The organism is Bradyrhizobium sp. WSM1743 (assembly GCF_000473065.1).
In the GTDB taxonomy this organism is placed as follows: domain Bacteria; phylum Pseudomonadota; class Alphaproteobacteria; order Rhizobiales; family Xanthobacteraceae; genus Bradyrhizobium.
Genome location: NZ_AXAZ01000014.1, coordinates 75,064 through 101,311, shown reverse-complemented (window position 1 = coordinate 101,311; position 26,248 = coordinate 75,064). Strand labels below are relative to the sequence as shown.

Genomic DNA, 26,248 nt, shown 5'->3' with positions numbered 1-26,248 from the left:
GTTACACTCCGGAAGAAAGTTTCAGGATCGCATAGGTCGAGGCGAGCGCCACGGCGACCGAGAAGAAGTTGTTGAGCATGATCGCGCTGAGCTTCAGCTTCTCGTTATGGACGTAGTCCTCGATCACCACCTGCATGCCGATTTTCATGTGCCAGGCGCAGGCGAGGATGAAGAGGAGCAGGATCACCGCGACAGGAATGGAGCTGAGAATCTGCGCGGCGCCGACCTGATTGCGGCCGAGCAACATCATGATGATCACCAGCACCGGGATCATCAGCAGCGTCATCGCGACGCCGGTGATGCGCTGGCGCCAGAAATCGGACGTGCCCGAATGCGCGGCGCCGAGATTGCGGACGCGGCCGAGCGGGGTACGCATGCTGCGCTTCGGCGTATCGGTTGCGCTCATCGTCCACCTCCGATCGCATAGGCGATGATCCAGATCAGCACCGTCAATGCGATGCCGCCGATCAGGGCGCCCCAGGTCAGCGCTTCCCGCTCATTGGCCTTGAAGCCATAGCCGAGATCCCACACGAAATGCCGGATGCCGCTCAGCATATGGTGCATCAGCGCCCAGGTGTAGCCGAACACGATCAGACGGCCGATGATGCTGCCGGTGAAGGCCTGGACGTGCGCGTAGGCGGCCGGGCCGGAGGCCGCGGCGATCAGCCACCAGACCAGCAGCAGAGTTCCGACATAGAGGGCGATACCGGTGGCGCGATGGACGATGGACAGAGCCATCGTCAGCGTCCAGCGGTAGACTTGCATGTGTGGTGAAAGCGGTCGTTCGATCCGTGCGGTCATGGGCTTTGATGTTGTATGGCGGCCCTTGAGGGCGCGCGCGGGGATCGCGAAAGGTCGGCTCTATTTACGGAGTCGATTTCGCCTGCGCAATCACCAAATGGCCATAAATCGAACGTGGGTTCAGCTCTATGGCCTTGATGAACCAAGGCCAATCAGGGCCTTGGTATACCAGGCCGCCGGTCCGCCAGCAAACAATCGAGCATTGATTCATCTCTTGCGGGCCGGCCAAGGCGCATTGAAATCACTATTGGAACGCCTCTAAGCGCCGGCGGTTCGAATGTCGCTCGAGCCAGCCACGTCATGACGCCGGACGCCGCTTAGGCAAACCACAAGCCATCTTCGGTTTCCGCCATGTGCACCGATCTCCGCGCCATGGCGGATATGCGCGACCTGCATCCCACCCCCGACCGCGGGCGCGACGTGTCGACCGGGCAAATCAGATCCCCTACAGCTGGACCTGCGGCCGAATCCGAGCGGACGATTCGGGCGCGCCGCCGGAGCAGGTCAGGGGTGATTGCGGGTCTTGATATCAGGGAGATCATCGAGCTCGCGCTGCTGCTGATCGCAACCGGCGCACTTTCCGGATTCCTGGCCGGCGTGTTCGGCATCGGCGGCGGCGCTATTCTCGTGCCGGTGTTCTACGAATGCTTCCGCATCGCCGGCGTGCCGCTCGAGGTGCGCATGCCGCTCTGCGTCGGCACCTCGCTCGCGGTGATCATCCCGACCTCGATCCGTTCGTTCCAGGCCCACTACAAGCGCGGCGCCGTTGATATGAGCATCCTGCGCGCATGGTGGCTGCCGATCCTGATCGGCGTCGTCGCCGGCAGCGTGGTCGCGCGCTACGCGCCGGAGCGGCTGTTCAAGATCGTGTTCGTCTGTGTCGCCTGGTCCGCCGCGGTCCGGCTCATCTTCGCGCGCGAGACCTGGAAGCTCGGCGATAATCTGCCGAAGGGCCCGTTGATGCGCGTCTACGGCTTTTGCGTCGGAATACTCTCGACGCTGATGGGCATCGGCGGCGGCCTGTTCTCGAATCTGTTGATGACCTTCTACAGCCGTCCGATCCACCAGGCGGTCGCGACCTCGTCGGCACTCGCGGTGCTGATCTCGATCCCCGGCGCGCTCGGTTACATCTATGCCGGCTGGCCCGCGGCGACGACTTATCCGGCCGTCGCCGCGCTGCAAATCCCGTTCGCGCTCGGCTACGTCTCGCTGATCGGCGCCGTGCTGGTGATGCCGATGAGCCTCGTCACGGCACCGCTTGGGGTGAAGGCCGCGCATGCGATGTCGAAGCGGACGCTGGAAGTCGCGTTCGGCTGCTATCTGTTCATCGTTGGCAGCCGGTTTGTGATGAGCCTGGTAGGCGGGCAGTAGCCGTAGAACTCCGTCATTGCGAGCGCCGCGAAGCAATCCAGAATCTTTCGGCGGCGGGCAGTCTGGATTGCTTCGTCGCAAGGGCTCCTCGCAATGACGGGGAAAGAGCCGAATCCCCTCACTTCTTCGCGTAAATATCCTTGTACGTATCCCGCAGCACGTTCTTCTGCACCTTGCCCATGGTGTTGCGCGGCAGCTCGTCGACGACGAAGACGCGCTTGGGCATCTTGAATTTTGCCAGGCGCCCGTCGAGCGCCTTCAGCACCGAGGCTTCGCTGACGTCGGCACCCTTGTTGCAGACCAGCACCGCCGTGACGCCTTCGCCGAAATCGGCATGCGGCACGCCGATCACGGCGGACTCCACTACGCCCGGCATGGCGTCGATCTCGCTCTCGATTTCCTTCGGGTACACGTTGAAGCCGCCGGAGATCACGAGATCCTTGCCGCGGCCGAGAATGTGGACGTACCCCTTGGCGTCGATCTTGCCGAGATCGCCGGTGATGAAGAAGCCGTCGTCGCGGAATTCAGCCTTGGTCTTCTCCGGCATGCGCCAGTAGCCCTTGAAGACGTTCGGGCCCTTCACCTCGATCATGCCGATCTCTTCGCGCGGCAATTCCTTGCCGGTCTCGGGATCGGTGACGCGGAGGGAGACGCCAGGCAGCGGGAAGCCGACCGCGCCGGGCACGCGCTCGCCGTCGTAGGGGTTCGACGTGTTCATGTTGGTTTCGGTCATGCCGTAGCGCTCGAGCACGGCATGGCCCGTGCGCGCCGACCATTCGCGATGGGTCTCGGCGAGCAGCGGCGCCGAGCCCGAGATGAACAGCCGCATATGTTTTGTGGTCTCGCGCGACAGCGCCGGATTTTGCAGCAAGCGCGTATAGAACGTCGGCACGCCCATCAGCACCGTGGCGCGCGCCATCAGCTTGATGATCAGGTCCGGATCGAGCTTGGGCAGGAAGATCATCGAGGCGCGGGCGAACAGCGTCACGTTGGTCGCCACGAACAGGCCGTGCGTGTGGTAGATCGGCAGCGCGTGGATCAACACGTCCTTGTCGGTGAAGCGCCAGTAGCCGACGAGCGAGAGCGAGTTTGATGCGAGATTGTCGTGTGTCAGCATCGCGCCCTTGGAGCGGCCGGTGGTGCCCGACGTGTAGAGGATCGCGGCGAGATCGTCATTCGCGCGGGGCACGGTCGTGAACTCGCTGCTCGCCTTGTCAGCGGCCTCGGTCAGTGAGCCCTTGCCATCGGGCCCGAGCGTCTCGACCTTGGCTTTCACCTTGGCGGCGATCGGCGCGAGCCCGTCCGCCTTCGAGGGATCGCAGATCACCAGCGACGGCTCGGCATCGCCGATGAAGTAGTCGAGCTCGTTCAGCGTGTAGGCGGTGTTGAGCGGCAGATAGACCGCGCCGGCCCGCACCGTGGCGAGATACAGCACGATATTGGCGACGGATTTCTCGACCTGCACGGCGACGCGGTCCCCAGGCTTCACGCCGCGCGCGACCAGCACGTTCGCCATTTGCCCGGCGCGCGCGATCAGATCGCCATAGCTGATATGGGCGCCATCATGCGTCTCGATCGCAAGCCGTTTGGGATCGTTCACGCCGTCGAACAGGCGGGAAAACAGGTTGGCGTTGGCAGCTTGGTTCATGCAACATTCCTCGCCGGCGAAGGCCGGTCAAAAACCGAGGGCTGGATTAGCAAAAACCGCCCCGATGAAGCAACGGAGACAGTTGGCATGACAAGAAACGGGAAACGCGTGGCCTGGGTCACGGGCGGCGGCAGCGGGATCGGGGAGGCTGGCGCCGAGGCGTTAGCTGCCGACGGCTGGACGGTGGTGGTATCCGGGCGGCGCAAGGACGCCCTGGATACGGTGATTGCTAGGATCAGTAACGCGGGCGGAGCGGCCGAGGCCATTGCACTCGACGTGGCCGACGCCGCAGAGGCCCAGAAGGCGGCCGATCAGATCGTCGCCAGGCACGGCCGCATCGACCTCCTCGTCAACAATGCCGGCATCAATGTTCCCAAGCGCAGCTGGAAGGACATGGAACTGGAGGGCTGGGACAAGCTGGTCCAGGTCAATCTCAACGGCGTGCTCTATTGCATGCGCGCGGTGCTGCCGACGATGCGCAAGCAGCAAGATGGCTCGATCATCAACGTCTCGTCCTGGGCCGGGCGCCACGTCTCGAAGATGCCGGGCCCGGCCTACACCACGACCAAGCACGCGGTGCTGGCGCTGACCCATTCCTTCAACATGGACGAATGCGTCAACGGCCTGCGCGCCTGCTGCCTGATGCCGGGCGAAGTCGCCACCCCGATCCTGAAGCTGCGTCCCGTGGTGCCGAGCGAAGCGGAGCAGGCCAAGATGCTGCAACCCGAAGACCTCGGCCGCACCATCGCCTTCATCGCCAGCATGCCGCCGCGCGTCTGCATCAACGAGCTGCTGATCAGCCCCACGCATAATCGCGGATTCATTCAGACGCCGAACAACAGGGATTGAGGCGCGTAGAGCACGCCGCAATCTCCGCTCGTTGTCCCGGATCAGCGCTTCGCTTGTCCGGGACGACGGCGGAGTATGTGGATCGCGCATCCACCCCACGAACATCCGCGCCTATAGTTTCACGCATCACAAAGAATTTTTCCCCGAAACCGCATCGCAAACCGTCCCGTAGTTCGGTCCAACGACGGCACTGCTGCATCACTTCACACTGTCGCAGCCGCCGTTGTTGCCCAACTCAACACCGGCCCCGCCGGTCACAATTCAATCGGGAGACTTTCCATGTCGAAGCGCATTGCCTATCTCGCTGCCGCCGCCTTCAGTGCCCTCGCCATCACCGCGACCGTGGTCGCGCCTGTGCGCGCCGAGGAGAAGACCGTCATGGTCGGCGGCGCCGCGATGTTCCCGTCCAAGAACATCGTTCAGAACGCGGTCAACTCGAAGGATCACACCACGCTGGTGGCGGCGGTGAAGGCGGCGGGCCTGGTGCCGACGCTGGAGAGCAAGGGCCCGTTCACGGTGTTCGCGCCGACCAACGCCGCCTTCGGCAAGCTGCCGGCCGGCACCGTCGACAATCTGGTCAAGCCCGAGAACAAGGCCACGCTGACCAAGATCCTCACCTACCACGTCGTGCCCGGCAAGCTCGAAGCCTCCGATCTCACCGACGGCAAGAAGCTGAAGACAGCGGAGGGCGAGGAACTGACCGTGAAGAAGATGGACGGCAAGACCTGGATCGTCGATGCCAAGGGCGGCACCTCCATGGTGACGATCTCCAACGTCAACCAGTCGAACGGCGTCATCCATGTGGTCGACACCGTGCTGATGCCGGCGACGTAACACCGCGTGCCCCTGTTTCATCCCCCGAACAGGGCGCTTTGAGACGGCGAGCCGGGGGCCCCCGGCTCGCTTTTTTGTGACCGCAATAGCCTCACGGCATCGATTCGATGGCTGACAGGGCGTAACGAAAGCGGACGCAACGGCGTATAATTGTTGTCACGCGACCTTCAGGACGGAACCACCATGGCGAGCCTCACAGTCACCGACGAGCAGGTCAGGGCCACCCCGGCCAAAGTGATCCAGCCGGCCTGGGTGCGGGTCATGCACTGGATCAACGCCCTCGCCATGATCCTGATGATCCTGTCGGGCTGGCAGATCTACAACGCCTCGCCGCTGTTCGGCTTCAGTTTCCCGCGCGAGTACACGCTCGGCGGCTGGCTCGGCGGCGGCCTGCTCTGGCACTTCGCCGCGATGTGGCTCTTGATGATCAACGGCCTCGCTTATCTCGTCACCGGCCTTGCCACCGGCCGTTTCCGCAAGAAGCTGCTGCCGATCACGCCATCGGGCGTGCTTCACGATGTCAGGGCCGCCCTGACTTTCAAGCTCGGCCATGACGATCTCACCGTCTACAATTACGTGCAGCGCCTGCTCTATGCCGGCATCATCGTCGTCGGCGTGCTGATCGTGCTCTCCGGCCTCGGACTGTGGAAGCCGGTGCAGCTCTATTATTTGGTGATGCTGTTCGGCGACTATCCGACCGCGCGCTACGTCCACTTCTTCTGCATGGCCGCGATCTGCGCCTTCCTCGTCATCCACGTCCTGCTCGCGTTGCTGGTCCCGAAGAGCCTGCGCGCGATGATCATCGGGCGTTAAGGGAGTAAGTCATGGCCAAGCGCTCATTCCTGATCCCCGGCGTCGACAAACGCCTCTTGATCAAGGACTCCATCAAGACGATGCCCGACGTGACCCGCCGCCGCTTCATCGCGGGCGGCGCCAGCCTCGGCGCGCTGACGCTGCTCACCGGCTGCGACGTCGTCGATTCCTCTTCGGCCGAGGAGATGCTGAAGCAGGTCTCGAAATTCAACGACGCGGTGCAGGCCTTCATCTTCAATCCCGATGCGCTGGCGCCGACCTTCCCCGAAAGCGCGATCACGAAGCCGTTCCCGTTCAACGCCTATTACGATCTCGACGACGCGCCCGATATCGATGGCAAAGACTGGAAGCTCGAGGTGCGCGGCCTCGTCGACAACAAGAAGTCCTGGACGCTGGACGAACTCTATCAATTGCCGCAGGTCACGCAGATCACCCGCCACATCTGCGTCGAGGGCTGGAGCGCGATCGGCAGCTGGACCGGCACGCCCTTGCGCGATTTCTTAAAACTGATCGGCGCCGACACCCGCGCCAAGTACGTCTGGTTCCAGTGTGCCGACAAGGACGGCTACAACTCGCCGCTCGACATGCGCAGCGCGCTGCATCCGCAGACCCAGATGACGTTCAAATATGCGAACGAGATTTTGCCGCGCGCCTACGGCTTCCCGATGAAGATCCGCGTGCCGACAAAGCTCGGCTTCAAGAACCCGAAATACGTCGTCTCGATGGAAGTCACCAACGACTACAAGGGCGGCTATTGGGAAGACCAGGGGTACAATTCGTTTAGTGGGAGCTAGCGAGGCTGCCGTAGGGTGGGTTGGCTTTGCGGATGCGCGAAGCGCAGTCCGCAAGGCGTAACCCACCTCTTTGGTTTCTGCGGTGACAGAAGTGGTGGGTTACGCTGGCGCTCACCCACCCTACGGCACCGGTTGTTTGGCCGGCCCCACCTTGCGCTGGCATAGCGCCGCCACCGCCCCCAACGCCAGTAGCACGGCCGACACATTCAGCGCGTAGCTCAAGCTCCCCAGCGCATCCGTGATCGCGCCGACCACGATCGGGCCGAGCGTCTGGCCGACGCCGAACGAGATCGTCATCGCCGCGATCGCGGTCGGCCACACCTCTGGCGGATAGTTGAAGCGCACGAAGGCGGTGGTCGAGCCGACCACGGCGAAGAAGGCGACGCCGAACACGACGGCCGAGACCGCGAGCCAGGCCGGCGAATGTCCGAGCATCGGCAAGGCGGCACCCAGCGCGTTGGTGCCGAGGATGATCGCGGTGGCGAGCCCGCCGCGGTCGAGCGCCAGCACGCCGCGCCAGGCCCACGGCGTTACGAAGGCGGACAGCCCGATCAGGCTCCAGAACGCCGCCTGCGCCGCGGCCCCGCCGCCGCCGTCGCGCACATAGGCGATCATGAAGGTCATGTAGGCGATGTAGCCGGCGCCGAACAGGAAGTAGCCGGCCAGATAAATCAGCACAGGCAAAATCGCGAACGACGCGTGACCGCCTTCCGAGAAGCGGACACTGCTCTCGATGCGGATCAGGAACAACGGGATCGTCATCGCGACCGACAGCAGCGTCAGCGCCCACCACACGATCCACCATGAGCCGGGTCCGAAATATTGCAGCGTGAACGGGGCGATCAGTCCCGAGGCGAGAATGCCGATGCCCGGGCCGGCGTAGAACAGGCTCAGCAGGAAATTGGCCCGCTCCGGCCGCGACTGCGCAACGGTCGCAGCCAGCGCGCCGCCGGCGACGAAGCCCGCCGCCGCGCCCAAGCCCAGCACGAGGCGCGCCAAGCTCAGCGCGACGAAATTGCCTGACAGCGCGCAGGTGGCGAGCGCGGCAACGCAGGCGAGGGTTCCGCCGCGGATCGCGGCCGCCCAGCCGACGCGCTGGATCAGCCTGGATGCCACAAGCGCGCCCACGAGGTAGCCGACAGCGTTGATGGTGTTCATGAAACCGGCCGCCGAGTAGGACCAGCCGAGGTCCTCCCGCATGTCGGGCAGCACCAGCGCATAGGCAAAACGGCCGATGCCGAGCCCGACCGTCGCCGCCAGCGACAGCGTCAGGATCAGCCGCGCAGGATGCGGGTTCGGTGGACGGTCAGGGGCGTGCAAGGGGTACTCCGGCATGCGCAGTGTGGCAGGCCCTGCCCGTCTTGCACAGCCGCGAGGCGGCAATGGTGTCTTGCCAAGCGCGCAACGCCGCTCTAGCACTCCGGCCACCCGTCATTCCGGGGCGCGCCTCTTGGCGCGAACCCGGAATCCATTTCCCCGCTTGCGCTGTGGCCCGATGGATTCCGGGTTCGCTCGCCTTGCTCGCGCCCCGGAATGACGACGCAGAGTTAAGAAGGAAATCGACCATGGCGACCCACAAATTGCTGCTGCTCCCCGGCGACGGTATCGGCCCCGAGGTGATGGGCGAGGTGAAGCGGCTGATCGATTGGCTCAATTCGGCCGGGATCGCCAAGTTCGAGACCGACACCGGCCTCGTCGGCGGCTCGGCCTATGACGCCCACAAGGTCTCGATCTCCGAGGGCGACATGGCCAAGGCCAAGGACGCTGACGCCGTGATCTTCGGCGCGGTCGGCGGCCCGAAATGGGATGCGGTGCCCTATGAGGTGCGCCCCGAAGCCGGCCTGCTCCGCCTGCGCAAGGATCTCGCGCTGTTCGCCAATTTGCGTCCCGCCGTGTGCTATCCGGCGCTGGCGGATGCCTCCAGCCTGAAGCGCGAGGCGGTCGAGGGCCTCGACATCGTCATCGTGCGCGAGCTCACCGGCGGCGTCTATTTCGGCGAGCCCAAGACCATCACCGACCTCGGCAACGGCCAGAAGCGCGCCATCGATACCCAGGTCTACGACACCTATGAGATCGAGCGCATCGGCCGCGTCGCTTTCGAGCTTGCCAGGAAGCGCAAGAACAAGGTGACGTCGATGGAGAAGCGCAACGTCATGAAGTCGGGCGTGCTCTGGAACGAGGTCATGACCCAGGTTCACAAGCGCGAATATCCGGACGTGACGCTCGAGCATCAGCTCGCCGATTCCGGCGGCATGATGCTGGTGAAATGGCCGAAGCAGTTCGACGTCATCGTCACCGACAATCTGTTCGGCGACATGCTCTCCGACATCGCGGCGATGCTGACCGGCTCGCTCGGCATGCTGCCCTCGGCCTCGCTCGGCGAGGTCGACGTCAAGACCAAGAAGCGCAAGGCGCTGTACGAGCCCGTGCACGGCTCGGCGCCCGACATCGCCGGCAAAGGCCTCGCCAATCCCATCGCGATGATCTCGTCCTTCGGCATGGCGCTGCGCTACTCCTTCGACATGGGCGATCTCGCCGACAAGGTCGACGCGGCGATCGCCGCCGTGCTCGCCAGCGGCCTCCGCACCGCCGACATCAAGTCGGAGGGCACCACGGCTGCGTCCACCACGCAGATGGGCGAAGCGATCCTGAAGGAATTGCAGAAGCTGCACGCGTAAGCGGCGCTCGCCGTCATTCCGGGGCGATGCGTAGCATCGAACCCGGAAATCTCGAGATTCCCCGGTGCGCAATTGCGCACCTGAGGTCTGGTCCTTCGGACCATCCCGGAATGACGGTGCGAGAAAAAACAAAAATGGCCGGGCGTTGCGCCCGGCCATTTTGATTCAGAAAGATCCGTCGCTCAGTACAGCGGGAAGTTCTGCGGATAGCCGCCGACATCCTGCGGCGGCGAGAGCGGCTGGCGGTCGATCGGGCGGTTGAGGTTCTCGCGGGCGAAGGACGGATAGCCCACTGCCGGCGGGAAGGCGTAGTCGGAGAACTTGCGGTCGCCCGGATTGACCTCGGTGCCGCCGTCGAGCCAGGAGCGCTTGCTCACATAGATGCGGGTGCGGCCCTGCTGATAGACCGCGTTGGGGCCGCTCGGGCCGTAATAGGGGCGGCCGCGCTCGTCATAGCGCTTGGTCCTGGTGTCGGCGGAGGCCGGCGTCGCGACGGACATGGCAATCACGGCGCCCGCCGCAAGCCAGGTCGCCAATTTGTTCGCCGCAGAAAATTTCGAGCTCATCACGTCCCCTTCAGGCGGCAAGCCGCCAGTCGATTTCACCCCATACTAGCCCGCCCGGGGTGACCGCAACTAGGTCAATTGGGTCACACCAGCTCGGAATAATCGTGCGTGCCGGCAAAAGTTGCATGCAAACCAGCCACTTGAGCTTGATGCCGGTCAAAGCGCCCCACGCAATTGCGCATTCGCCGCGCCGAGCAGCCAGTCCGACGAGCCCTGCGAATCGCAGGACCGGCGCTTCAGCTCGGCATGGGCGAACATTTCCGCCAGCTTCGGCTCGTTGCCCGAGGCCAGCAGCGTCAGCCGGTTCAACGTGCAGGCGATCGCCGCGCGCGTCGCGGGCACGCTGCCGCCCTGGCAGGAGAAGCCGGAGATCTGCAAGCCCGGCTCCTCGCTGCGCTTGAGGTAGCCGAGGCAGGCCCCCTTCGCCGTGCCGATTGGCCGGAACAGGACGGCGGGCCCGAATTTGGTGTCGATCAGGCCAGCCTGCTCGAGCAGGGTGGCCGTACCCAAGCCCATCCGGGCGGCCAGACCCGCGGCCGCCGGCCGTGTCACGTCGAATTCGGCGCCTTGGCGGTAGATTTCGAGCTCGGCCACAGGCTTGTCCGCCGTGTCGGTCCAGCGCAGCACGTCCCGTCGGCCGCCTTCGGGATGTCTGAGGATGGTGTAAGAGGCTGTTTTCTCTGATGAATCGAGCCGGCTGATGGCGAAGGCCGGGTGCGAACGGTCGGCCACGCTCCAGCCCGGCTTGTCCGCCGGCTCATCGTCGTGCAAGTCAGGCAGCTGGCCGAGCGCTGCGAGGGCGAGGATGGCAAACAGGGCGAGCGCCCCCACATAGGCGATCAGGCGCGCCAGCGTGCCGACGACCTCGTCGGCGAAGGCTAAAAGCGTCAGCTGGATCTGGGTAGGGCTAACGGCCGTGCTGGCCTCAGGCGACTGCATCCACGGCCTTCAGGCATGGTCCCACGTTGTCTTGCGGCCGGTTCTCGCATAGAAGCGCTGCTCTTCCTGTTTAAGCGTCAGCTTCAGGAACGGGCTTTTTCATCGGAGAGTGAACGATGGGTTACAAAGTCGCAGTCGTCGGCGCGACCGGCAATGTCGGTCGGGAAATGCTCAACATCCTCGACGAGCGCAAATTCCCCGCGGACGAGGTCGTGGCCCTGGCGTCGCGCCGCAGCGTCGGCGTCGAGGTCTCCTATGGCGACCGCACCCTGAAGGTCAAAGCGCTCGAGCACTACGACTTCTCCGACGTCGATATCTGCCTGATGTCGGCGGGCGGCTCGGTGTCGAAGGAATGGTCGCCGCAGATCGGCGCCGCCGGCGCGGTCGTGATCGACAATTCCTCCGCCTGGCGCATGGACCCGGACGTGCCGCTGATCGTGCCGGAGGTGAACGCGGCCGCGACCGAAGGCTTCAAGAAGAAGAATATCATCGCCAACCCGAACTGCTCGACCGCGCAGCTCGTCGTCGCGCTCAAGCCGCTGCACGACAAGGCCGGCATCAAGCGCGTCGTGGTCTCGACCTATCAATCGGTGTCGGGTGCCGGCAAGGACGCGATGGACGAATTGTTCTCCCAGACCAAGGCCGTCTACACCAATGACGAGCTGGTCGCGAAGAAATTCCCCAAGCGCATCGCCTTCAACGTCATTCCCCACATCGACGTCTTCATGGAGGACGGCTACACCAAGGAAGAGTGGAAGATGATGGCGGAGACCAAGAAGATCCTTGATCCCAAGATCAAGCTCTCCGCCACCTGCGTGCGCGTGCCTGTCTTCGTCGGCCACTCCGAGGCCGTCAACATCGAGTTCGAGAATCCGATCAGCGCGGACGAAGCGCGCGAGATCCTGCGCAAGGCGCCCGGCTGCCTCGTCATCGACAAGCAGGAGCCCGGCGGCTACGCCACTCCTTACGAAGCGGCCGGCGAGGACGCGACTTACATCAGCCGCATCCGCGAGGACGCGACGGTGGAGAACGGTCTCGTGCTGTGGTGCGTGTCCGACAACTTACGCAAGGGCGCAGCGCTCAACGCGATCCAGATCGCGGAAGTGCTGATCAACCGCAAGCTGATCAGCGCGAAGAAGAAGGCGGCGTAAGGCTTCGTTCGGCTGTCACTCTCGTCGTCCCGGACAAGCGCGCCAAAAGCGCGCGCCGATCCGGGACCCCAGCGCGAGCGCTTGCGCTCGTCGCGATAACCACAGGACGTGGTTTGGCGAAGACTCGTGGTGACCAGCTCGCGCGACAACGCAAGCCTGTGGCTATGGGTCCCGGATCGGCGCTTGCGCTTGTCCGGGACGACGATCTCGTTTGACGCGCCAGTTTACGAAATCGCTCAAGCCACGCTTTGCGCGTTGCGAAATTCCTTCGCCTCTTTGTCCAGCACGAACAGCGATCCCTCCGCGACGCCGAAATAGGCGCCGTGGGTCTGCATCTGGCCGCTCTCCACGGCCTTGCGCACGAACGGGAAGGTCATCAGGTTCTCGAGGCTGCGGAACACCGCGGCCTTCTCGATGCGCTCGACGAACTGCGCCATGGTCTCGTGGGCGCGCTGCTCGACCACCTCGCCGGGCTTGATGAACATCTGCATCCATTTGCCGATGAAGTCGCCGGGCGTCAGCGGCTCGATCTTGTCGACGAAGGCGCGGATGCCGCCGCATTGCGCGTGGCCGAGCACGACGATGTGCTTCACCTTCAGCACCGTCACCGCATATTCCAGCGCCGCCGAGACGCCGTGCGCATTCTCGTCGGGCTGATAGGTCGGCACCAGATTGGCGATGTTGCGGACCACGAAGAGCTCGCCCGGGCCGACGTCGAAGATCACTTCCGGCGAGACGCGGCTGTCGCAGCAGCCGATCACCATCACTTCCGGCGACTGCCCCTTCACCGACAGCTCGCGATAGCGGTTCTGCTCGGTCGGCAGCCGCTGGGTGGCAAATGCCTTGTAGCCTTCCAGCAAATGCTTCGGGAATGTCGTCATGGCCTATGCCTAACCATATACCGCTGGGGTGAACAAGCCTTTCGAATGGGCAGGCCAAGTGCTATCGGCTGAGGTCAGACGACAGACGAGGAAGGAACGCTTGCATGACCCGCCCGCGCCGCAGCCATCTGTTCATGCCCGGCTCCAACCCCCGCGCGCTGGAAAAGGCGCGCAATCTTCCCGCCGACGGCCTGATCCTCGATCTGGAAGACTCCGTCGCCCCCGAGGCCAAGGCGGTGGCCCGCGACGGGATCGCCGCTGCGATCGCCGCCAAGGGGTTCGGCAAGCGCGAGATCCTGATCCGCACCAACGGCCTCGACACGCCCTGGTGGGCCGATGACGTCGCCATGGTCGCCAAGGCCTCGCCCGACGGCATCCTGGTTCCAAAAGTTTCAAGCATCGAAGATCTCGACACGATCGGCCGCAAGCTGGCCGAGCTCGGCGCCGCGCCAACGGTGAAGGTCTGGGCCATGATCGAGACCGCGCGCGCAGTGCTGCATGCCGAGGAGCTGGCCGCCGCCGGCCGCGATCCATCGAGCCGCCTCTCCGGTTTCGTGTTCGGCCCGAACGACATCTCGCGCGAGACGCGCATCCGCATGCTGCCCGGCCGCGCCGCGATGATCCCGATGATCACTCATTGCATCTTGGCGACGCGCGCCCATGGCCTCGAAATCCTCGACGGCCCCTACAGCGACATCGCCAATTCCGACGGTTTCGCCACCGAATGCGCGCAAGGCCGCGATCTCGGTTTCGACGGCAAGACGCTGATCCACCCCTCCCAGATCGACGCCTGCAACGCGATCTTCACGCCGCCTGAAGAGGAAGTCGCGCGCGCCCGAAAGATCATCGCGGCGTTCGAGCTGCCGGAGAACGCCTCGCGCGGTGCGATCCGGCTCGACGGCGCCATGGTCGAGCGCCTGCACGCCGACATGGCCCGCCGCACGATCGAGATCGCGGACGCGATCGCGGCGATGAAGGGCTGAAGACAGATCCTGGCTCTGGATATCCGCCTGGCGCGGATTTCCCGTCAGTATCGATAAGCCGCTCGCCGGGTGCGCCGGGATTCCTGTAATTTAGATCACACAGTCCGGCTGGTTACTCCGATAAATTTGCGTTGTTTGAATACTGCTTCCCGCCCCCGCTATGACGAGCAGGCTTTCGTATGCTTCGCAAATTATTCTATTGCTTTGCAATTCTTGTCCTCGCGGGCCCCGCGGCCGCCATCGATCGCGTCAAGGGCGACGCCAACCCCGCCATCGCCGCCGCTTCCGAGGCAATACGGCGAGATCCCAAGGACGCGAATGCGTATTACAACCGAGGCAATGCTTATGCCGCCAGCGGCGATACGGATCGCGCCATAGCCGATTACACCGCCACGATCCGGCTCGATCCGGCCTACGCCAACGCCTACTACAACCGGGGCAACGGTTACAGCAACAAGGGCGACATGGACCGGGCCATCGCGGACTACACGGCCACGATCCGGATAGATCCGGCCTATGCCAACGCCTACTACAATCGAGGCAATGCCTACAGCAACAAGGGCGATAGGGATCGCGCCATTGCCGACTACACCGAAGCAGTGCGCCTGCAGCCCTCCAATGCGAACGCGTATTTCAATCGCGGAAACGCCTACGGCACCAAAGGCGACACGGACCACGCCATCGCCGACTACACTGACGCGATACGCGTGGATCCCACCTATGCGAACGCCTATGTCAATCGTGGGCTGGCTTACGAGAAGCGCGGCGATTTCGCCAAGGCGAGGGCCGACTTCAACGCCACGCTTGGATTGACCCATGGCGTCACAAGATGGGCACAGGACAAGGCACGCGAGCGGCTTGCTGTCCTGCCTTCGCGACCGGCAACGGTCTTGGTCGAGAAACCCAGCATCGCCCCGACTGTCGTGGCGTCCGAGGCGCCGAGCAGTGAACGCCGCATCGCCCTCGTCATCGGCAATTCGGCTTATGAAAACGTCGCCGCCCTGCCGAACCCCGTCCGCGACGCAACCCTCGTCGCTGACGTGCTGAGACTGACCGGATTCGAAGCCGTGACTCTGCTGACCAATCTCCGCAAGGATGCGTTGGTGAATGCCTTGCGCGAGTTCGCGGCACGTGCGGAGACGGCGGATTGGGCCGTCGTGTATTATGCCGGACACGGCATGGAGGTCGGCGGAGTCAATTATCTCATTCCGACGGACGCGAAGATCGCGGCAGATCGCGAGATCGGATTTGAAGCCGTGCCGGTCGATCAGGTTCTCAATGCGGCAGAGCGCGCCAGGAAGCTGCGCCTCGTCATCCTTGATGCCTGCCGCGACAACCCGTTCGCAAGCCAGATGAAGCGCACAATGACCGTCGCGTCGCGCTCGGTGTCGCGAGGCCTGGCGCCTGTCGAGCCGGAGGCGGGAACGTTGGTGGTCTATGCCGCCAAGGACGGCGAGACCGCGCTCGACGGTGACGGGATCAACAGTCCGTTCGCCACCGCCTTCGTCAAGAACCTTCCGACGCCGGGCCTCGAAGTCCGCAGGCTCTTCGACTTCGTTCGCGACGATGTCATGGAAGCGACCGGCCGCAGGCAAAAGCCGTTCAGCTACGGCTCGATCTCCGGACGGCAGGACTTCTATTTCGTGGCCGCCAGGTGACTTCGTGCGAGGTGCAATTCAGCGCGGCGCGAGGTCGGCGCGATCGAGCTCTTCATTGGGCCTCCCTCTGCGGAGACACCCTCTTCCCGACCCTCTCCCGCAAGCGGGAGAGGGAGCGCACCTCCAGCGCGGCGGCTAGCCAAATCTCTCCGCCGCCCACGCATACAGGCTGCCGGGGATCGGCTGCTCGCCGCCGCGGCCCTTGGGCGAGATGTGCAGGCCGATGATCTCGGGGTTGGTGACGAGGCCGAGATAGCTCGAGGGATCGAAGAACAGTTTTGGCTCGGCATGCACGGCGTAGAACGACTGCTTCGGGAGGGCGTTCTGCAGCTCACCGGTACGGCGCGCCAGCGCCGTGAGCGCGGCAGGGCCGTAGATCGCGACGCGAATGTCCGAGAGGCGGTTCGAACCGCCGCGCAGGCGGCGCATCATGAAGGTGATGCGATGGCGCACCGACAGCCAGTTCGGCGTCAGCTCCTCCTGCTCCATCAGCTCCTCGAAAGCGGCAACGATGCCGTGCTCGGGCGGAAGATAGAGCACGGAATTGCCGAGCTGGCGCGGCCGCTCCCAGGCGAAGTACGGCTTTGCCGGATCGATCTCGGCGGGCTTCAAGAGCAGCACGTCGGCGTCGAGCCAGAGGCCGAGGCCCTTCGCCATCAGCTTCATGCGGAAGAAATCGCTGAACTGCAGCGTGGTCCAGTCGCGCCAGCTGCCGTCCGGCTGCGGGGGCCGCAAGCGTTCGGAGAACGCGTGCGGCAGGATTGCCTCGGCCTCGGCATTTGCGATGCCCGCCGGCAGGCCGGGAATGGGGTCGAAGCTGTAGACCGTGACCTTGTGGCCGGCAGCGAGTTGCGAGCGCAGACAGGTCTGGCGCAGCGCATCCATCGGGCCATGCCAGAAGGTGACAATCTCGGGGAGCATGAAGAAAAGCTATACGGGATAAGCAGGGCAAAGAAAAAGCCCCGGCGCTGGCGGCACCGGGGCTCGAAGCGAAGAGCGATCTCAGGCCCAGGCGCGTTCGCGCTTGAGCTTGTCCTCATAGCTGTCGATCGAGGCCTTCTTCTCCATGGTGAGACCGATGTCGTCGAGGCCGTTGATCAGGCAGTGCTTGCGGAACGGGTCGATCTCGAACTTGACCTTGCCGCCATCGGGGCCGCGGATCTCCTGGTTCGGCAGGTCGATCGTCAGCGTCGCGTTGGCGCCGCGCTCGGCGTCGTCGAACAGCTTGTCGAGATCCTCCTGCGAAACGCGGATCGGCAGAATGCCGTTCTTGAAGCAGTTGTTGTAGAAGATGTCGCCGAACGAGGTCGAGATCACGCAGCGGATGCCGAAGTCGAGCAGCGCCCAGGGCGCGTGCTCGCGGCTCGAGCCGCAGCCGAAATTGTCGCCGGCAACCAGCACCTTCGCGTTGCGATAGGCGGGCTGGTTGAGGACGAAATCCGGGTTCTCGCTGCCGTCGTCCTTGTAGCGCTGCTCGGAGAAGAGCCCCTTGCCAAGGCCGGTGCGCTTGATGGTCTTGAGGTACTGCTTGGGAATGATCATGTCGGTGTCGACATTGATGATCTTCAGCGGCGCCGCGACGCCTTCCAGCGTGGTGAACTTGTCCATGGTTGCGCTTTCCCGGATGGGTCTAGGGGAACAGGTGTTTATCGCGATCGGGCCGGGAATCCTAGGGCGAATTGGGCATGCCTTACCTCTCCCGCTTGCGGGAGAGGTCGGCGCGTAGCGCCGGGTGAGGGTTCTATCCTCTGGGGAGTGTCCCGTGGAGGAGACACCCTCTCCCCAGCCCTCCCCCGCAAGCGGGGGAGGGAGCGCACCTCCCGCGCGACGCAGCCGTCAATCCGCCTTAGCCTCAATTGCCGCCATGTCGTCGTCCGACAGGCCGAAATGGTGGCCGATCTCGTGGATCAGGACGTGGCGGACGATATGGCCGAGGCTTTCGTCGTGCTCGGCCCAATAATCCAGGATCGGCCGGCGGTAGAGCCAGACCATGTTGGGCAGCCGCGCCACGTCGCCCAAACTCTGCTGGGGCAGGCCGACGCCCTGGAACAGGCCGAGCAGGTCGAACTCGCTCTCGCACTCCATCTCGTCCAGGACCTCCTCGGTCGGGAAGTCGTCGACGCGGACAATCACGCCCTCGCAGAGTTTGCGAAATTCCGCCGGCAGGCGCTCGAACACATCGTGAGCCATCGCTTCCATCTCGGCCAGCGAGGGCGCTTTCAATTCCGTCCACATGCGTCCCTCTTACCGTGGGTTCCGCGCCGATGCATCCCGCATTATAAGCGCGGCGAGGTTGACGGGCGCCGCCAAAACGGGGAGCGTGGGGCCGTCAATGGAACGTTTCAGGTGGGCGGAAAAATGCGAGCGAAAACAGCGCTGACGCTACTGTGCATGGGGTTGTTTTCACAGTTTTGCGTCGGCGCGGAAGCCCAGGCCGCCGGCCCCGAGATTCGCCTCGCCCAGGCGGTGTCGCCGGACGACATGCCCCCGCCACGCAAGCGGCCCCCGGCGCGCTTGCGCGTCACGCCCTATTACAGCCCGGACGGCGTCTATCCGCGCTACAATCCCGGCCCCGACGCAGTCCGCGTCTGCAACGCAACCTATGTGCAGGAATACCGGCCGAGCGGCACGGTGATCGTGCCGCGCGTGAGCTGCTACTGGCGCCGGGGCTGACCAGTTCAGTGCCCGCGCCAGCGCACAGCGCGGAAGCCTCGTGGGGATCGTCATGGCGAGATGGGTTGCATTGGCCGTTGCCGTCGCGCTTGCCGCCGGCCTGCCTCGCGCTTCCGCGGCACCAAGGGTGACGATGCCGGAGGCCTCGGCGGGGATCGCGGTTTTCGATGTGCGACGACACGCGCGAACCCAACACCTGGTGCCACCTGCTGTCCGCCATGATCCACGCTATTACGCGCGGCCCGTCTACTACCATCCCTATCCTTACGGCGTGCCCGCCCCGTTCGTGTTCGGCTACGGGCCGTTTTGGACGCGCTAGCCGGCGGGCGAAAATCCCCTGACCAGCAGCACGGTCGCCTGCGCGCCGGCCTTGCGGTCCCGCGAAATCTCCTCGTAGTCGGGCGAGTTCGAGAAGGCGAGGAATGCGGCCTCGTCGGGAAACGACATCATGACAAGCTTGTCATGCGGCCATGCGCCTTCGAGCACGCGCGGCTGCTCGTCGGCGGCGAGCAGCCGCCCGTTGTACTTTCTGAACACGTCGAAGAACCGCGCCTGATAGCGGTCATAGGCTGCGCGGTCCGTCATCTTCAATTGCGCAATGGCGTAGACAGTCATCTGCAAAATTCCTTCCCATAGCGGCACTGCGTCGCATCGCGGAGCCCAGTGTCGTTCATTCATGGCGCGTTCACATCGCTGTCCGCAACTTAATCCTGGGAGCGACCGCAATTGAACAGCAATGGCGCGGCCGAGACGTGCGCGTCGCAGCTCTGCTGTCCAGATTTAGGGAGGATTCCATGCTGAGGATGTTGGGTCGTAGGGCTAGCCCGATGCGCGTGCTCGGGATCGCGGCCGCCGCGACGCTGATGCTGTCGGCCGGCACCGCGCGTCGCGCTGAAGCACTGAGCTTGATCAATCCGGCAACGTCGCCCACGACGAAAGCCGCGGCCGGCGATCTCGTCACGCAGGTTCGTCACGGCGGCGGCGGGCATGGTGGTGGCGGACATTTTCACGGCGGCGGTGGTTTCCGCGGTGGCGGAGGACATTTCGGCGGCTTCCGCGGCGGCGGCTTCCATGGCGGCGGCTTCCGCGCTGCGCCGGCATTTCACGGCGGCGGCATTCGCTACGGCGGATTTCGTCATTACGGCGGCTATCACCGCTATGGGATTTATCGTCCTCACTACGGCTATCGCCACTTCCACCGGCGCTATTATGTCGGCGGCTATTATCCCTACTACCACTATCCGCGCCGTTGCCGGATCATCTGGACCTATTACGGTCCGCGCCGCGTCTGCCGCTGGCCCCGCTGGCACTATCCGTACCGGTACTATTGGTGATGTGAGTTGACGTCATCCCGGGGCTCGCGGAGCGAGAACCCGGGATCTCGAGATTCCGGGTCTGGCGCTTCCGCGCCATCCCGGAATGACAGCGTTGCCTAAAGCCAATCCTTCAGCTTCCAGGACGAAGCCTTCCACCGCATCAAATTCTCGAGCTTCCACTGCTTGAACATCGCCGGCGGCCAGCGGCTGAGCTTGGAGGTCTCCTCGACCTCCGGCTTCGCGACGATGCGCAATGGCGCCGCGCGCCGCCGGTGCTGGCGCGTGGCCTCGCTGATCAGATCGACATATTCCGGCTTGTTGGCCATGACGTGTCCTCGCGAAACCGTCGCGAGGACACTGTCGGCGCCGCCGATTAACGGCGGTTTGCCGCGATCGCTACAATTGCAGGAACTGGCTTAGCGCCAGTCCCGGACGTCGACGAAGTGACCTGCGATCGCCGCGGCCGCCGCCATCGCCGGCGACACCAGATGCGTGCGGCCCTTGAAGCCCTGGCGGCCCTCGAAGTTGCGGTTCGAGGTCGAGGCGCAGCGCTCTTCCGGCTTCAGCTTGTCCGGGTTCATGGCGAGACACATCGAGCAGCCCGGCTCGCGCCATTCGAAGCCCGCCTTGATGAAGATCTTGTCGAGGCCCTCAGCTTCCGCCTGCTCCTTCACGATGCCGGAGCCCGGCACCACCATGGCGTTGACGTTCGCTGAAACGGTCTTGCCTTCAGCAATCTTGGCTGCCGCGCGCAAGTCTTCGATGCGGCCATTGGTGCAGGAGCCGATGAAGACGCGGTCGAGCTTGATGTCGGTGATTTTCGTGCCTGCGGTCAGGCCCATGTATTTCAGCGCGCGATGCTTGGAGATGCGCTTGGCCTCGTCCTCGATCTTGTCGGGATCGGGCACGATGCCGGTGACCGAGATCACGTCCTCAGGGCTCGTGCCCCAGGTCACGATCGGCGGCAGTTTTACAGCATCGAGGCGCAGCTCGTGGTCGAAATGCGCGCCTTCGTCGGAGCGCAGCTTCTCCCAATAGCGCATCGCCGCGTCCCAGGCCGCGCCCTTCGGCGCCTTCGGCCGGTCGCGCAGGAAGTCGAACGCCTTCTGGTCGGGCGCAACCAGGCCGGCGCGCGCGCCGCCTTCGATCGACATGTTGCAGACCGTCATGCGGCCTTCCATCGAGAGCGCGCGGATCGCTTCGCCCGCATATTCCAGCACATAGCCGGTGCCGCCGGCGGTGCCGATCTCGCCGATGATGGCGAGGATGATGTCCTTGCCGGTCACGCCCTCCGGCAACTTGCCGTCGACGGTGACGCGCATGTTCTTGGCCTTCTTCTGGATCAGCGTCTGCGTCGCCAGCACGTGCTCGACCTCGCTGGTGCCGATGCCGTGGGCGAGCGCGCCGAACGCGCCATGCGTCGAGGTGTGGCTGTCACCGCAGACGATCGTGGTGCCCGGCAAGGTAAAGCCCTGCTCGGGGCCGATGACGTGGACGATGCCTTGGCGCTTGTCGAACTCGTTGTAATATTCGATGCCGAATTCCTTGGCATTCTCGGCCAGCGCCTTGATCTGCTCGATGCTTTCAGGATCGGGGTTCGGCTTGGTGCGGTCGGTGGTCGGCACGTTGTGGTCGACGACGGCGAGCGTCTTCTCGGGCGCATGCACCCTGCGCCCCGTCGCGCGCAGGCCTTCGAACGCCTGCGGCGAGGTCACCTCGTGCACCAGATGGCGATCGATATAGAGCAGGCAGGTGCCGTCCTCGGCTTCGTGCACCAGGTGGTCGTTCCAGATCTTGTCATAAAGGGTGGTCGGCTTGGACATGAGCTTGAGCTCCGAAGAATGTGTGTAAGCGATGAGCGCGGCAGGCCGCGCGGGCAACAAAATCGTCAGCGCAGCTTTTAGGCTGCGCGACTAAGCTCTGACGTTGCCGAGGTCGCGAAGCGTCCGAAGAACCGGCCAGGCAGCCGCGAGCGATCATCGATGACGATGCGCTGGACGGGGGCGAAGCTGGTCAGATCTGGAAACATTCTAGAAGCTATATAGCACGCGGAAATTAAAGCGCGAGAGCTTCGAATTCGTCATTGCGAGCGCAGCGAAGCAATCCAGAAATGCATCCGCGGAGACAGGCTGGATTGCTTCGTCGCAAGGGCTCCTCGCAATGACAGGGCAAACAAAAAAGCGCGGAGCCGAGCCCCGCGCTTTCGAAAAACTCGCCTGGTGGCGGAGCTTACTCGCCGACGGCAGCCGCGCGGTCCTGCTTCTCGACGATGCGGGCCGACTTGCCGCGGAGATTGCGCAGGTAATAGAGCTTGGCACGACGCACCTTGCCGCGGCGCACCACCTTGATCGAGTCGATCATCGGCGACATCACGGGGAACACGCGCTCCACGCCCTCGCCATAGGAAATCTTGCGGACGGTGAAGCTCTCGTTGAGACCGCCGCCGGAACGGCCGATGCAGACGCCCTCATAGGCCTGCACGCGGGTGCGGTCGCCTTCGACGACCTTCACGTTGACGATCACGGTGTCGCCGGGGCCGAATTCCGGGATGTCCTTACCGGCGGACAGCTTGTCGAATTGCTCTTGTTCGAGCTGCTTGATCAGGTTCATGGGTAAATCTCCATCGGCGCGCCCAGCCTTTGAAACGGGGGCTGCGCGAAATTCGTCTATCCAGCCATTGCGGATTTGGCCGCTCCTATAAGGCAAGCCGGAGCGTTTGTCACCCGTCTGTCTTGTTTTTTGGCGTTTTTTGGCGGCCGGCCCGATTCGGGGGCTTGGGTGGTATCTGGGCCCACAAATCCGGCCGCCGGGCCGCCGTCAGGGCCTCGGATTGCGCCCGCCGCCAGCTGGCGACCTTGGCGTGGTCGCCGGAGGTCAGGATGTCAGGGATCGGAGCCCCCTCGAACAGCTGGGGACGCGTGTATTGGGGGTATTCGAGCAGCCCGTCCGAAAAACTCTCGTCGGTTCCCGAGGCCTCCTTGCCCATCACCCCCGGCAGCAGCCGGACGCAGGCGTCGATCAGGGCCAGGGCCGCGATTTCACCCCCCGAGAGCACGTAATCGCCGATCGAGACCTCCTCCAGCCCGCGCCCGTCGATCACCCGCTGGTCCACCCCCTCGAATCGTCCGCAGATGATCAGGGGGCCGGGGCCCTTGGCGAGCTCGACGACACGGGCCTGAGTCAGTGGCCGACCGCGCGGGCTCATGAGCAGGCGGGGTCGCTCAGGGCCGATCCCGGCTGCATCGATCGCGGCCGCCAGAACGTCCGGCCGCAGCACCATGCCCGGTCCGCCGCCGGCCGGCGTGTCGTCGACGCTGCGATGGCGGTCGGTCGCGGAGGCCCGGATGTCCCGCGCTTCGAGCGCCCAGAGCCCGGCGGCGAGCGCCCGGCCGGCCAGGCTCACGCCGAGCGGTCCCGGAAACATCTCCGGAAACAGCGTCAGCACGGTCGCGCGCCAGGGTGAAGGGTGGGTCATTCGATCTCAGTTCTCGTCGTCCCGGACAAGCGCGCCTCACGCACGCAGATCAGGGACCCATAACCACCGCAGCCAGTTTTGCGATGGTTGAAGCCTCCAGCTTAGCCAAAAACCACGGCTTGTGGTTATGGGTCCCCGCCTTCGCGGGGACGACTCGGAGCGAGAGCTTCGTCCCGCTCCTCGCCCTCGATCTCCTGCGGCAACGCGATCACGACGCGGCCGCCTTTGAGGTCGACCTCCGGCACCACGGCGTTGGAGAACGGCAGCAGCATCGTCGGGCCCTTGAGGGGCGCGATCTCGATGATGTCGCCGGCGCCGAAATTATGGATGGCGAGCACGCGGCCGAGCGTCTCGCCGTCGGTGGTGACGGCGGCGAGCCCGATCAGATCGGTGTGGTAATATTCGTCCGCGTCCGTCGCGGGCAGTTTTTCGCGCGGGACGTAGAGCTCGATGCCGTTGAGGCGCTCGGCCTCATCGCGGGTCGCGACACCCTTGAACGTCGCGACCAGATGGTCCTTGGCCTCGCGGACCTCTGCGATTTCGAACTGGCGCCTGCCGTCCTTGGACAGCAGCGGACCATAGCGCCTGACGGCAAAGGGATCTTCGGTGAAGGTCCACAGCTTGACCGCACCGCGCACACCATGCGCGGCGCCGATCCGCGCGACGCAGACCAGCGCCGACATGTCTTAGCCTTAGCCCTTGGCGGCGGCTTCGGCCTGCGCCTTGCGCTCCTTGCGCGGCACGGCCTTCTGCGGATTGTTGCGTGCTTCGCGCTTCTTGACGCCGGCGGCATCGAGGAAACGCGCCACGCGGTCCGACGGCTGCGCGCCCTTGGCGACCCAGGCCTTCACCTTCTCCAGGTCGAGCTTCAGGCGCGCCTCGTTGTCCTTCGGCAGCAGCGGATTGAAATAGCCGAGACGCTCGATGAAGCGGCCGTCGCGCGGAAAGCGCGAATCGGCGACGACGACGTGATAGACGGGACGCTTCTTGGTGCCTGCGCGGGCGAGCCGGATAACAACGGACATTCAGTTCTCCTTCAAAGTACGTTTTGTTCGGTTGATTGGTATTCCGCGTCACGTAAGACCTGTTGCGGTCCCTCGCGACGAATTCCTCATTTCTTCTTGCCTGGGAAACCGCCGAGGCCCGGCAGCGTCGGCTTGCCGCTCAGCCCGGTCAGTCCAGGAAGGTTGGGCAGGCCGCTGCGAAGGCCGGGCGGCAGATCCTTCGGCAGGTTGGGCAAGCCTTGCCCGCCGCCGCTCTGCATCTTCTCCTGCAGCGCCTTCATCTCTTCGGGCGAGGGCATCTTCATGCCGCCGCCGAAGCCCATCGCCTGCGCGATGCCGGCGAGCGGGCCGCGCTTGCCCGAGCCCATGGCCTTCATCACGTCGGCCATGTTCCGGTGCATCTTCAGGAGCTTGTTGACGTGCTCGACGCTCTGGCCGCTGCCGGCGGCGATGCGCTTCTTGCGGCTGGCCTTGAGCAGGTCCGGATGACGGCGCTCCTCGCGCGTCATGGAATCGATGATCGCGACCTGGCGCTTCAGGATCTTGTCGTCGATGCCGGCCGCGGCGATCTGGTTCTTCATCTTGGAGATGCCGGGCATCATGCCCATCAGGCCGCTGATGCCGCCCATGTTGGACATCTGCAACAGCTGCTCGCGCATGTCGTTGAGGTCGAACTGACCCTTGCGCATGCGCTCGGCGGTGCGCGCGGCCTTCTCCGCATCGATATTGGCGGCGGCACGCTCGACCAGCGAGACCACGTCGCCCATGCCGAGGATGCGGCCGGCGATACGATCAGGATGGAAATCTTCCAGCGCGTCGGTCTTTTCACCGGTGCCGATCAGCTTGATCGGCTTGCCGGTGACCGCGCGCATCGACAACGCGGCGCCGCCGCGGCCGTCGCCGTCAACGCGGGTCAGCACGATGCCGGTGAGGCCGACGCGCTGATCGAACGAGCGGGCGAGGTTCACCGCGTCCTGGCCGGTGAGGGAGTCTGCGACCAGCAGCACTTCATGCGGATTGGCCGCGGCTTTGATCGCCGCCGCCTCCGCCATCATCTCTTCGTCGAGCGTGGTGCGGCCGGCGGTGTCGAGCAGCACGATGTCGTAGCCGCCGAGCTTGCCGGCTTCCAGCGCACGCTTGGCAATCTGCGGCGGCTGCTGGCCGGCGACGATCGGCAGGGTCGGGATGTCGAGGTCGCGGCCGAGCACGGCCAGCTGCTCCATCGCCGCCGGACGGTAGACGTCGAGCGAGGCCATCAGCACCTTGCGCTTGTCGCGCTGGACCAGGCGGCGGGCGAGCTTTGCGGTGGTGGTGGTCTTACCGGAGCCTTGCAGACCGACCATCATGATCGGCACCGGCGGCACGGCATTGACGTCGATGGTCTGGCCTTCGGCACCGAGCGTATTGATCAGCTCGTCATGGACGATCTTGACCACCATCTGGCCGGGGGTGACAGACTTGACGACGGTGGCGCCGATCGCCTGCTCGCGGACGCGCTCGGTGAAGCTGCGCACCACCTCGAGCGCGACGTCGGCCTCCAGCAGCGCCCGGCGCACCTCGCGCATCGCGGCGTCGACGTCCTTTTCGGTCAGCGCACCGCGCCCCGTCAGACGATCGAGAATGCCACCAAGCCGTTCCGACAGATTGTCGAACAATACCGTTGTCCTGTTTAACCTCTCCCCGCCTGCGGAGAGAGGTCGGATCGCCCTTGCGATCCGGGTGAGGGGGTACGGGACCATCCACGCGCATTACACGCGGAGAGAGCCCCTCACCCCGGCCCTCTCCCCGCAAGAGCGGGGCGAGGGAGAAGAAAC

Annotated in this window: 30 protein-coding genes; 12 read left to right on the top strand and 18 right to left on the bottom strand. The window is 64.6% G+C overall.

Features of this window, described 5'->3' with window-relative positions:
• Position 1: 1 nt before the first annotated feature.
• Positions 2-406, bottom strand: a complete 405-nt coding sequence (sdhD, locus tag YU9_RS0111915; protein ID WP_027573038.1) for a succinate dehydrogenase, hydrophobic membrane anchor protein — start codon at positions 404-406, stop codon at positions 2-4.
• Complete coding sequence (sdhC, locus tag YU9_RS0111910) at positions 403-801, bottom strand: succinate dehydrogenase, cytochrome b556 subunit (RefSeq protein WP_027573037.1); 399 nt, start codon at positions 799-801, stop codon at positions 403-405. The genes sdhD and sdhC overlap by 4 nt, the downstream gene beginning before the upstream one ends.
• A gap of 510 nt (positions 802-1,311) precedes the next feature.
• Between sdhC and YU9_RS0111905 the strand changes: the two genes are divergently transcribed.
• Positions 1,312-2,172: a sulfite exporter TauE/SafE family protein gene (locus tag YU9_RS0111905; protein ID WP_027573036.1), complete on the top strand. Its 861-nt coding sequence runs from the start codon at positions 1,312-1,314 to the stop codon at positions 2,170-2,172.
• 118 nt (positions 2,173-2,290) lie between these two features.
• On the opposite strand, the gene YU9_RS0111900 is transcribed toward YU9_RS0111905, so the two are convergent.
• Positions 2,291-3,820: a malonyl-CoA synthase gene (locus YU9_RS0111900; protein WP_027573035.1), complete on the bottom strand. Its 1,530-nt coding sequence runs from the start codon at positions 3,818-3,820 to the stop codon at positions 2,291-2,293.
• A gap of 87 nt (positions 3,821-3,907) precedes the next feature.
• On the opposite strand from YU9_RS0111900, the gene YU9_RS0111895 reads away from it, so the two are divergent.
• The 4 genes from YU9_RS0111895 (at position 3,908) to YU9_RS0111880 (ending at position 7,110) form a co-directional block, all read left to right on the top strand.
• A complete protein-coding gene (locus tag YU9_RS0111895) occupies positions 3,908-4,669 on the top strand; it encodes an SDR family oxidoreductase (protein WP_027573034.1) in 762 nt (253 codons plus the stop codon).
• Between the two features lie 279 nt (positions 4,670-4,948).
• Positions 4,949-5,503: a fasciclin domain-containing protein gene (locus YU9_RS0111890; RefSeq protein WP_027573033.1), complete on the top strand. Its 555-nt coding sequence runs from the start codon at positions 4,949-4,951 to the stop codon at positions 5,501-5,503.
• A gap of 183 nt (positions 5,504-5,686) precedes the next feature.
• Complete coding sequence (locus tag YU9_RS0111885; RefSeq protein WP_027573032.1) at positions 5,687-6,316, top strand: cytochrome b/b6 domain-containing protein; 630 nt, start codon at positions 5,687-5,689, stop codon at positions 6,314-6,316.
• An 11-nt stretch (positions 6,317-6,327) separates the two neighbouring features.
• Complete coding sequence (locus YU9_RS0111880; protein WP_027573031.1) at positions 6,328-7,110, top strand: molybdopterin-binding protein; 783 nt, start codon at positions 6,328-6,330, stop codon at positions 7,108-7,110.
• 120 nt (positions 7,111-7,230) lie between these two features.
• Here the strand turns inward: YU9_RS0111880 and YU9_RS0111875 are convergent, their stop codons facing one another.
• Positions 7,231-8,430: a YbfB/YjiJ family MFS transporter gene (locus tag YU9_RS0111875; RefSeq protein WP_027573030.1), complete on the bottom strand. Its 1,200-nt coding sequence runs from the start codon at positions 8,428-8,430 to the stop codon at positions 7,231-7,233.
• Between the two features lie 245 nt (positions 8,431-8,675).
• On the opposite strand from YU9_RS0111875, the gene leuB reads away from it, so the two are divergent.
• A complete protein-coding gene (leuB, locus tag YU9_RS0111870) occupies positions 8,676-9,788 on the top strand; it encodes a 3-isopropylmalate dehydrogenase (RefSeq protein WP_027573029.1) in 1,113 nt (370 codons plus the stop codon).
• Between the two features lie 182 nt (positions 9,789-9,970).
• On the opposite strand, the gene YU9_RS0111865 is transcribed toward leuB, so the two are convergent.
• Positions 9,971-10,354 (bottom strand): hypothetical protein, encoded by a 384-nt coding sequence (locus YU9_RS0111865; protein WP_027573028.1) that lies wholly within the window; start codon positions 10,352-10,354, stop codon positions 9,971-9,973.
• A gap of 156 nt (positions 10,355-10,510) precedes the next feature.
• The gene (locus YU9_RS0111860) at positions 10,511-11,293 is read right to left on the bottom strand and encodes a hypothetical protein (RefSeq protein WP_027573027.1); all 783 of its coding nucleotides are present in this window, start codon (positions 11,291-11,293) and stop codon (positions 10,511-10,513) included.
• 116 nt (positions 11,294-11,409) lie between these two features.
• Here YU9_RS0111860 and YU9_RS0111855 point away from each other — a divergent pair, with 116 nt between their 5' ends.
• Positions 11,410-12,444 (top strand): aspartate-semialdehyde dehydrogenase, encoded by a 1,035-nt coding sequence (locus tag YU9_RS0111855; protein ID WP_027573026.1) that lies wholly within the window; start codon positions 11,410-11,412, stop codon positions 12,442-12,444.
• Positions 12,445-12,680: 236 nt separating this feature from the next.
• Here the strand turns inward: YU9_RS0111855 and YU9_RS0111850 are convergent, their stop codons facing one another.
• Positions 12,681-13,325 (bottom strand): carbonic anhydrase, encoded by a 645-nt coding sequence (locus tag YU9_RS0111850; RefSeq protein ID WP_027573025.1) that lies wholly within the window; start codon positions 13,323-13,325, stop codon positions 12,681-12,683.
• A 104-nt stretch (positions 13,326-13,429) separates the two neighbouring features.
• Between YU9_RS0111850 and YU9_RS0111845 the strand changes: the two genes are divergently transcribed.
• Together YU9_RS0111845 and YU9_RS41335 are read left to right on the top strand one after the other, a co-directional pair.
• Positions 13,430-14,308, top strand: a complete 879-nt coding sequence (locus YU9_RS0111845; protein WP_027573024.1) for a CoA ester lyase — start codon at positions 13,430-13,432, stop codon at positions 14,306-14,308.
• A gap of 179 nt (positions 14,309-14,487) precedes the next feature.
• A complete protein-coding gene (locus YU9_RS41335) occupies positions 14,488-15,966 on the top strand; it encodes a tetratricopeptide repeat protein (protein ID WP_051380380.1) in 1,479 nt (492 codons plus the stop codon).
• A gap of 135 nt (positions 15,967-16,101) precedes the next feature.
• Here the strand turns inward: YU9_RS41335 and YU9_RS0111835 are convergent, their stop codons facing one another.
• The 3 genes from YU9_RS0111835 to YU9_RS0111825 all read right to left on the bottom strand — a co-directional run bounded on the left by YU9_RS0111835 (position 16,102) and on the right by YU9_RS0111825 (position 18,201).
• Entirely contained in the window at positions 16,102-16,887 is a 786-nt protein-coding gene (locus YU9_RS0111835) for a hypothetical protein (RefSeq protein WP_027573023.1), read from the bottom strand.
• Between the two features lie 81 nt (positions 16,888-16,968).
• Entirely contained in the window at positions 16,969-17,574 is a 606-nt protein-coding gene (gene leuD / locus YU9_RS0111830; RefSeq protein ID WP_027573022.1) for a 3-isopropylmalate dehydratase small subunit, read from the bottom strand.
• Positions 17,575-17,802: 228 nt separating this feature from the next.
• Positions 17,803-18,201: a metallopeptidase family protein gene (locus tag YU9_RS0111825; protein WP_027573021.1), complete on the bottom strand. Its 399-nt coding sequence runs from the start codon at positions 18,199-18,201 to the stop codon at positions 17,803-17,805.
• A gap of 156 nt (positions 18,202-18,357) precedes the next feature.
• On the opposite strand from YU9_RS0111825, the gene YU9_RS0111820 reads away from it, so the two are divergent.
• Both YU9_RS0111820 and YU9_RS0111815 read left to right on the top strand, forming a co-directional pair.
• Positions 18,358-18,639 (top strand): hypothetical protein, encoded by a 282-nt coding sequence (locus YU9_RS0111820; RefSeq protein WP_027573020.1) that lies wholly within the window; start codon positions 18,358-18,360, stop codon positions 18,637-18,639.
• Between the two features lie 52 nt (positions 18,640-18,691).
• Positions 18,692-18,958 (top strand): hypothetical protein, encoded by a 267-nt coding sequence (locus tag YU9_RS0111815; RefSeq protein ID WP_027573019.1) that lies wholly within the window; start codon positions 18,692-18,694, stop codon positions 18,956-18,958.
• On the opposite strand, the gene YU9_RS0111810 is transcribed toward YU9_RS0111815, so the two are convergent.
• The gene (locus YU9_RS0111810; RefSeq protein WP_027573018.1) at positions 18,955-19,254 is read right to left on the bottom strand and encodes a DUF1330 domain-containing protein; all 300 of its coding nucleotides are present in this window, start codon (positions 19,252-19,254) and stop codon (positions 18,955-18,957) included. The genes YU9_RS0111815 and YU9_RS0111810 overlap by 4 nt on opposite strands.
• Positions 19,255-19,433: 179 nt before the next feature.
• On the opposite strand from YU9_RS0111810, the gene YU9_RS0111805 reads away from it, so the two are divergent.
• Positions 19,434-19,973, top strand: coding sequence for a hypothetical protein (locus YU9_RS0111805; RefSeq protein ID WP_027573017.1), 540 nt, complete (start codon positions 19,434-19,436; stop codon positions 19,971-19,973).
• 98 nt (positions 19,974-20,071) lie between these two features.
• Here YU9_RS0111805 and YU9_RS0111800 read toward each other — a convergent pair whose 3' ends face one another.
• From YU9_RS0111800 to ffh, 7 genes are all read right to left on the bottom strand, one after another.
• A complete protein-coding gene (locus tag YU9_RS0111800; protein WP_027573016.1) occupies positions 20,072-20,281 on the bottom strand; it encodes a hypothetical protein in 210 nt (69 codons plus the stop codon).
• A 90-nt stretch (positions 20,282-20,371) separates the two neighbouring features.
• Complete coding sequence (leuC, locus tag YU9_RS0111795; RefSeq protein ID WP_027573015.1) at positions 20,372-21,778, bottom strand: 3-isopropylmalate dehydratase large subunit; 1,407 nt, start codon at positions 21,776-21,778, stop codon at positions 20,372-20,374.
• Positions 21,779-22,184: 406 nt separating this feature from the next.
• Entirely contained in the window at positions 22,185-22,565 is a 381-nt protein-coding gene (rplS, locus tag YU9_RS0111785; RefSeq protein WP_027573014.1) for a 50S ribosomal protein L19, read from the bottom strand.
• Between the two features lie 109 nt (positions 22,566-22,674).
• Positions 22,675-23,430: a tRNA (guanosine(37)-N1)-methyltransferase TrmD gene (gene trmD, locus YU9_RS0111780; protein WP_027573013.1), complete on the bottom strand. Its 756-nt coding sequence runs from the start codon at positions 23,428-23,430 to the stop codon at positions 22,675-22,677.
• A 125-nt stretch (positions 23,431-23,555) separates the two neighbouring features.
• A complete protein-coding gene (rimM, locus tag YU9_RS0111775; protein ID WP_027573012.1) occupies positions 23,556-24,113 on the bottom strand; it encodes a ribosome maturation factor RimM in 558 nt (185 codons plus the stop codon).
• Positions 24,114-24,122: 9 nt separating this feature from the next.
• Entirely contained in the window at positions 24,123-24,455 is a 333-nt protein-coding gene (gene rpsP / locus YU9_RS0111770; RefSeq protein ID WP_027573011.1) for a 30S ribosomal protein S16, read from the bottom strand.
• Positions 24,456-24,541: 86 nt separating this feature from the next.
• Positions 24,542-26,089 (bottom strand): signal recognition particle protein, encoded by a 1,548-nt coding sequence (ffh, locus tag YU9_RS0111765; RefSeq protein ID WP_027573010.1) that lies wholly within the window; start codon positions 26,087-26,089, stop codon positions 24,542-24,544.
• Between the last annotated feature and the right edge of the window lie 159 nt (positions 26,090-26,248).

Bases quoted from the DNA above. Each gene is read 5' to 3' on its own strand.
- sdhD (WP_027573038.1), bottom strand. From the start codon at position 406: ATGAGCGCAACCGATACGCCGAAGCGCAGCATGCGTACCCCGCTCGGC.
- sdhC (WP_027573037.1), bottom strand. From the start codon at position 801: ATGACCGCACGGATCGAACGACCGCTTTCACCACACATGCAAGTCTAC.
- YU9_RS0111900 (WP_027573035.1), bottom strand. From the start codon at position 3,820: ATGAACCAAGCTGCCAACGCCAACCTGTTTTCCCGCCTGTTCGACGGC.
- YU9_RS0111895 (WP_027573034.1), top strand. From the start codon at position 3,908: ATGACAAGAAACGGGAAACGCGTGGCCTGGGTCACGGGCGGCGGCAGC.
- YU9_RS0111890 (WP_027573033.1), top strand. From the start codon at position 4,949: ATGTCGAAGCGCATTGCCTATCTCGCTGCCGCCGCCTTCAGTGCCCTC.
- YU9_RS0111885 (WP_027573032.1), top strand. From the start codon at position 5,687: ATGGCGAGCCTCACAGTCACCGACGAGCAGGTCAGGGCCACCCCGGCC.
- YU9_RS0111880 (WP_027573031.1), top strand. From the start codon at position 6,328: ATGGCCAAGCGCTCATTCCTGATCCCCGGCGTCGACAAACGCCTCTTG.
- leuB (WP_027573029.1), top strand. From the start codon at position 8,676: ATGGCGACCCACAAATTGCTGCTGCTCCCCGGCGACGGTATCGGCCCC.
- YU9_RS0111865 (WP_027573028.1), bottom strand. From the start codon at position 10,354: ATGAGCTCGAAATTTTCTGCGGCGAACAAATTGGCGACCTGGCTTGCG.
- YU9_RS0111860 (WP_027573027.1), bottom strand. From the start codon at position 11,293: ATGCAGTCGCCTGAGGCCAGCACGGCCGTTAGCCCTACCCAGATCCAG.
- YU9_RS0111855 (WP_027573026.1), top strand. From the start codon at position 11,410: ATGGGTTACAAAGTCGCAGTCGTCGGCGCGACCGGCAATGTCGGTCGG.
- YU9_RS0111850 (WP_027573025.1), bottom strand. From the start codon at position 13,325: ATGACGACATTCCCGAAGCATTTGCTGGAAGGCTACAAGGCATTTGCC.
- YU9_RS0111845 (WP_027573024.1), top strand. From the start codon at position 13,430: ATGACCCGCCCGCGCCGCAGCCATCTGTTCATGCCCGGCTCCAACCCC.
- YU9_RS41335 (WP_051380380.1), top strand. From the start codon at position 14,488: ATGCTTCGCAAATTATTCTATTGCTTTGCAATTCTTGTCCTCGCGGGC.
- YU9_RS0111835 (WP_027573023.1), bottom strand. From the start codon at position 16,887: ATGCTCCCCGAGATTGTCACCTTCTGGCATGGCCCGATGGATGCGCTG.
- leuD (WP_027573022.1), bottom strand. From the start codon at position 17,574: ATGGACAAGTTCACCACGCTGGAAGGCGTCGCGGCGCCGCTGAAGATC.
- YU9_RS0111825 (WP_027573021.1), bottom strand. From the start codon at position 18,201: ATGTGGACGGAATTGAAAGCGCCCTCGCTGGCCGAGATGGAAGCGATG.
- YU9_RS0111820 (WP_027573020.1), top strand. From the start codon at position 18,358: ATGGGGTTGTTTTCACAGTTTTGCGTCGGCGCGGAAGCCCAGGCCGCC.
- YU9_RS0111815 (WP_027573019.1), top strand. From the start codon at position 18,692: ATGGCGAGATGGGTTGCATTGGCCGTTGCCGTCGCGCTTGCCGCCGGC.
- YU9_RS0111810 (WP_027573018.1), bottom strand. From the start codon at position 19,254: ATGACTGTCTACGCCATTGCGCAATTGAAGATGACGGACCGCGCAGCC.
- YU9_RS0111805 (WP_027573017.1), top strand. From the start codon at position 19,434: ATGCTGAGGATGTTGGGTCGTAGGGCTAGCCCGATGCGCGTGCTCGGG.
- YU9_RS0111800 (WP_027573016.1), bottom strand. From the start codon at position 20,281: ATGGCCAACAAGCCGGAATATGTCGATCTGATCAGCGAGGCCACGCGC.
- leuC (WP_027573015.1), bottom strand. From the start codon at position 21,778: ATGTCCAAGCCGACCACCCTTTATGACAAGATCTGGAACGACCACCTG.
- rplS (WP_027573014.1), bottom strand. From the start codon at position 22,565: ATGAACCTGATCAAGCAGCTCGAACAAGAGCAATTCGACAAGCTGTCC.
- trmD (WP_027573013.1), bottom strand. From the start codon at position 23,430: ATGACCCACCCTTCACCCTGGCGCGCGACCGTGCTGACGCTGTTTCCG.
- rimM (WP_027573012.1), bottom strand. From the start codon at position 24,113: ATGTCGGCGCTGGTCTGCGTCGCGCGGATCGGCGCCGCGCATGGTGTG.
- rpsP (WP_027573011.1), bottom strand. From the start codon at position 24,455: ATGTCCGTTGTTATCCGGCTCGCCCGCGCAGGCACCAAGAAGCGTCCC.